The organism is Vibrio sp. 10N.222.54.E6, assembly GCF_041473955.1.
Lineage (GTDB): Bacteria > Pseudomonadota > Gammaproteobacteria > Enterobacterales > Vibrionaceae > Vibrio > Vibrio tasmaniensis_A.
The window spans coordinates 1-4231 of sequence record NZ_JBFRTD010000061.1; the positions used below are offsets into that span (position 1 = coordinate 1).

The 4231-nt window shown below is 50.8% G+C and carries 2 protein-coding genes and 1 pseudogene; all 3 read left to right on the forward strand.

Going from position 1 to position 4231, the window contains the following annotated elements:
* A pseudogene (locus AB4513_RS24130) lies at positions 1-270 on the forward strand (type-F conjugative transfer system pilin assembly thiol-disulfide isomerase TrbB); the annotation flags it as partial.
* The gene (locus tag AB4513_RS24135) at positions 267-1673 is read left to right on the forward strand and encodes a conjugal transfer protein TraH (protein ID WP_016800101.1); all 1407 of its coding nucleotides are present in this window, start codon (positions 267-269) and stop codon (positions 1671-1673) included. The pseudogene AB4513_RS24130 and the gene AB4513_RS24135, both read left to right, overlap by 4 nt.
* Positions 1674-1676: 3 nt before the next feature.
* On the forward strand, positions 1677-4231 hold a 2555-nt coding region (locus tag AB4513_RS24140; RefSeq protein WP_136975488.1), incomplete at its 3' end, for a conjugal transfer protein TraG N-terminal domain-containing protein.

Genomic DNA, 4231 nt, shown 5'->3' on the forward strand with positions numbered 1-4231 from the left:
CTTGGCGAGCGATTTCAATTGCCGGTTTACGCCTTCTCTGTTGATGGGCCGGGCCTTCCAGGGTTTGAGGTCCCTATTCCTGTCACACCAGAGATAGGCAAGACCTTTTTCCCAGGCCAGGGAAAAACGGTCATGCCTGCGACCTTCTTAATGAACGTGAACAGCCGTAAGTTCTCACGTCTGAGCATTGGAGACGTACCAGAAAGCACGCTTGCCCAAAGCATTCAGAACGCCCTTAACGATCCGCGAGTGCAGGAGGCTCTCCAATGAAGCGCTCACTTTTCCACCACTTGTCCACCGTTGCGGTGAATAAGCGAGTTATTCCTTTATTTCTCATCAGCTTATCAGGCGTAAGTCACGCCGACACCAACCACTCGCTGGCCCGCTTTTTTGATAACTCAGGGTACAACGCCAACGTCTCAACCCCGACGGCTTACCAAGGGCAATCGGCCAACTACTACACCGGTGGCAGTTTGTTTGTGCGTAATCAAATTGTCGATGCACAGTTGGTCAGCGTCACTGTCCCCTCCATCAGTACCGGGTGCACTGGCATTGATATGTTTATGGGGGGATTTTCACACATCAGCTCAGACCAACTGGTGAAACTGGGCAAAGCCATTATTCATAATGCCCCTCCTTTTATTGTCAACTTAGCCCTGCAAACCTGGGCACCGCAGCTCAAGCAAAACCTGGATAATCTCCAAGCCAGGCTCGACAAATATCTCAATCAATCGGTGAACTCTTGTGAAGCCGCGCAAGCGTCCATCGGTGGACTGGCCGCCTTTGCCGCTCCTGCTACCAAAAAGCATGTCTGCGCGACGCTTGGGACACAAAACAACGCCTTCTCAGATTGGGTTCAAGGGCAGCAGGAATGTGGCGCAGGAGGCAAAGCAGCGGGTCAGCTAAAGGACGCCAAAAAGGATCCAGCCCTGAAAGACATGACCCAAACCAATCACAACGTGGTCTGGTCTGCGATCATGAATAACGCTTTTTTGTCCTCCGACAAAAATCTAGCGCAATTCATGATGAGTTTGTCAGGCTCTTACGTGTACGACAAAGACGGCAATCCGCGTTATTACCCTAGCCTTTTGACCGACAACAACAACCTCGTCAACGTGCTGCTCGAAGGGGGCAAGGCTGACGTTTATCAGTGTCGCAAAACAGGCCCAGATGCGTGCATTACCATTACCAAGCGCAATAACTTATCCATAAGTCAAACTAACGGCATACAAAACCAGATACGCAAACAACTGGAATCGATACTGCAAAAGATAGCCACCGACCAAAGACTCACGCGTCAACAAGAGGGTTTTCTGGAGCTGATTCAAACGCCGGTACTCAAGTTCTTTATTGACGACTTATCCGCCAATCAAACCCCCGATACCAGCAACTACTCGCGAATGATAGCGGTGGAGCTGCTTAATCAGTACCTCGTGAGCATGTTAAATGTTGCCCGCCAATCCTTGGCCAACACCAACAACAGCCAGGATGACATCGCCCTCATCACTCGTGATATCGATAACGCCAAACGCTTTACCGCGGGGCTGGCTGAGAACGCCATTGAGGCGCTCAACAACCGCAATCAACTGATTGACTCGCAAAGAAAGACCACGCAGCAAAGCACAAAAGAAATCAGCACGACCACCAAACCTACCCCGGCTTATGGGAACTGACCTATGATACTCGAATATTACACTTACACTTCCGGCGAAGTGGTCAACAAAGCCTTTAATGCGCTGGCCACTTTTTTTAGAACCAATACCTTTGGGGATTACTTACAGATGTGCATGATGCTGGGGCTTATCACCAGTTTGTTTATCTTCATGCTGTCACGTAACCCCAAAGACCTCATCAAATGGATGGTGGTGTTCTTTGCCGTACCCCTGTTTCTTATCAACATGAAAGCCGACATGCTCATCATTGATAAGACGCAACCGGGTAAGGCTTACAAGGTGGATAATGTCCCTTACCTCGTGGCCGTGCCTACTTACTTTTTCTCTTCTATCATGGTGGGGATGGCCGAAGGTGTGGAAGGCATTTTCACCACCTCCGACGATGAGCGTTATGGTCGTACTGGGATGTTGTTTGGCTCGGAGCTGTATCAGCTCTCAAGACAATCCAGGATTAATGAGCTGGCGCTGCAAAAACTCTGGCGAGACTACTTTCATAACTGCATGATTGGGGATGTGAGAATCAATGGGAAATACACCTGGGATGAACTCTTTACCGCCCCTGATATTTTTGCCTTTTTAGACGGCGTTAGGCAAAGCCCGTTGCGCGCCCTTTATCTTGATGAAGGCGGCGGCCGAAGCACCTACAAGCGATGTGAAGAAGCTTACCCTATCATCAAGCAGCGCTTTGATGATGCCGCCAATAAAAACATGAGCTTGTTAGCGCATCAATTGCTTGGCAAAGACGCGGACCGTTATAAGCCGCAAGTGGTGCAGTCACTCACCCGCAGCTACGACAAATTTTTTAGAATGAGTACCAGCGCGTCCAGCACCATCAAACAAAACATGCTGATGAACGAGCTACGCTACAACCTTGATAGCCTCGACCCAACGCAAGCTGCGCTCAATTACGCTTATACCACCAATAAACTGCAAACCACCTCAATGTGGGCGTCATTAGGTTTGATGGCAAGAGAATACTTGCCGATGCTCCATACCATGATGTTTATGTTGTTCGCGTGCCTAGGCTTCTTTGTGGCCGGGGCCGCGGTCATTCCTGGCTTGACCATGATGGTGTTAAAAAACTATTTTGGGACGTTTGCCTTTTTGGCCACCTGGCCAGCCTTGTTTGCCATCATCAACGGCTTTCAGCTTTGGGGACTGGAATCTCTGTCTACGGATGTCTCGGGTAAGTTCGGGGGGCTAGTGCTTTCCAACGCGAATGCCGCGGATGAGCTTCACAGCCGCTTCGCCTGGATCACGGGTATATTGATGATAGGCGTCCCTATGATAGCCAAAGGCATTTTAAAAGGCGGTCAAGAAGTCATGTCGAGCATGAACTACCAGCTCTCGAGCATGATTAACTCGACCAATGCCAGAGCGAGCGCTGCAGCGTCCACGGGTAATCTGGATTTTGGCAGTATGCAGATTGACAACCACAGCATGAACAACACCCATGCCAATAAGTTTGATACCAATACCCTCGCCAACCAAGGTCACAGCTACACCCAAAACCCAGACGGCTCGGTGACCACACAACACGGAGATGGGCGCACCACCTACGACAGCTCACAAATCACCAGTCGCGGCAACATCAGCGCCAACACGCAAAGCATGCTGCAAGAGAGTGTGGCGAATGCCCGCAGCCAAACGCAGCAAAACCTTGCTCAAACTAGCACCCAACTGGCTCAAACCCTCCAAGGAGGCGCGGCACTGAGCGACCGCTGGCATGATAGTGTGGGTAAAAACCTGGCTTACGGTGAAGGCAGCACCAGTGGCTTTAATACTCAAGTCAGCCAAGGTATGAATGACATGCAAACGGCGGTTGACAGCGTGATTCAACAAACGGGTTGGACGATAGACCAATCAAAAGCTTACCTGCAAAGTGTCTATGGCGGCTTCGAGGGTGGCCTAGGAACAGGCAAAGGGGCATCGCCATTCAATTTGGGCGCCAGTGGCGGCGTGAAATGGTCTGATGATGAGCGTACGGCTTACAGCAATATGAATGCCGAGCAAAAGCAGCAGCTTGAGCAAGCCACGCAGCAATACACCGAAGGGGCCAATGCCGTGACCAGTGCCGGCACGCAGGTGGACAATAAAGACACCCGAACGTCGGTTGAGCAGTTTGCGCATGATTTTGCAATTAATGCCAGCAACACCAAGTCTCTTGGTGTAAGTGCCATGCAAAGCCAATCGGACTTGAACGCCCTCTCGAATACTCAAACGCGCCTCGACTCTGGCAGTGCCAGCTTTACGGCCAACGCGATTCAAGGCTTCCAGAATTACTTGGAAAAAGACATAGGATTAAACCAACCAGACGTCCAACGCCTAATGACCGCTTACCAACCGGAAGATATTGCCGAGGCGAAAGAGCAATGGCAAGACTACACACGCACTGAAGAGTTCACCACCATGGCGGGACTCGATGGTGACACGGCGAAGATTGTGGCAACAATGGAGAAAGCGCATGAAACCACCACCCCAACCCAACAACCAGAACTGACACCCGAGCAAAACAACACGATGGAGAAAGGATGGGCTAGTACCGTCGATACCGTGGC

What these genes read in the sequence shown, in the direction of transcription:
- AB4513_RS24135 (WP_016800101.1), top strand. Translation starts at nt 267, where the DNA reads ATGAAGCGCTCACTTTTCCACCACTTGTCCACCGTTGCGGTGAATAAG.